We start from the raw sequence: 1,048 nt of genomic DNA, 5'->3' as shown, positions 1-1,048 counted from the left end.
TGTGATCCGACAGGGCTTTCGCGTTTGGCAGGGTCTTCTGGCACTCAGGGCAGGTTTGCTCTCCGGTGTGATATTGACTTTTGTGATTCGTAAGGGCATGAGCGTTTGCCAGGGTCTTCTGACACTCAGCGCAGGTCTGCTCTGAGGTATGATCTTTTCTTTTGTGAACCGACAGGGCTTTCAAGTTTGGCAGGGTCTTCTGGCACTCAGGGCAGATTTGCTCTCCGCTGTGATATTCACTTTTGTGAACCGACAGGGCTTTCGCGTTTGGCAGGGTCTTCTGGCACTCAGGGCAGGTTTGCTCTGGGGTGTGATCTTTTCTTTTGTGCTCCGACAACGCTTGAGCGTTTGGCAGAGTCTTCCGGCACTCAGGGCAGGTTTGCTCTGAGGTGTGATCTTTTCTTTTGTGATCCGACAGAGCTTGAGCGTTTCGCAGAGTCTTCTGGCACTCAGGGCAGGTTTGCGCTGGAGTGTGATCTTTTCTTATGTGATCTGACAGGGCTTTCGCGTTTGGCAGAATCTTCTGGCACTGAGGGCAGGTTTGCTCTGGGGTGTGTTCTTTTCTTTTGTGATACAACAGGGCTTGAGCGTTTGGCAGAGTCTTCTGGCACTCAGGGCAGGTTTGCTCTGGGGTGTGATCTTTTTTTTTGTGAGCCGACAGGGCATTCACGTTTGGCAGGGTCCTCTGGCACTCAGGGCAGGTTTGCTCTCCGGTGTGATATTGACTTTTGTGATTCGTAAGGGCATAAGCGTTTGGCAGGGTCTTCTGACACTCAGGGCAGGTTTGCTCTGGGGTGTGATCTTTTCTTTTGTGAGCCGACAGGGCATTCACGTTTGGCAGGGTCTTCTGGCACTCAGGGCAGGTTTGTTCTCCGGTGTGGTATTGACTTTTGTGATTCGATAGCGCTTTAGCATTTGGCAGGGTCTTCTGGCACTCAGGGCAGGTTTGCTCCGGGGTGTGATATTTATTTTTGTGATCCTTCAGGGCTTGAGCGTTTAGCAGGATCTTCTGGCACTCAGGGCAGGTTTGCTCTCCGGTGTGATATTG

1 protein-coding gene is annotated in these 1,048 nt (G+C 51.8%); it reads right to left on the bottom strand.

Annotated elements, in window-relative coordinates; translation table 11 throughout:
• Window positions 1-1,048: C2H2-type zinc finger protein (locus KBW69_RS23430; protein WP_257282550.1), on the bottom strand; the 1,048-nt coding region annotated here is incomplete at both ends.

Origin of the sequence: Endozoicomonas sp. ISHI1 (assembly GCF_024606225.1) — a bacterium.
Taxonomy (GTDB): Bacteria; Pseudomonadota; Gammaproteobacteria; order Pseudomonadales; family Endozoicomonadaceae; genus Endozoicomonas_A.
This window is presented reverse-complemented; position numbering and strand designations above follow the sequence as displayed.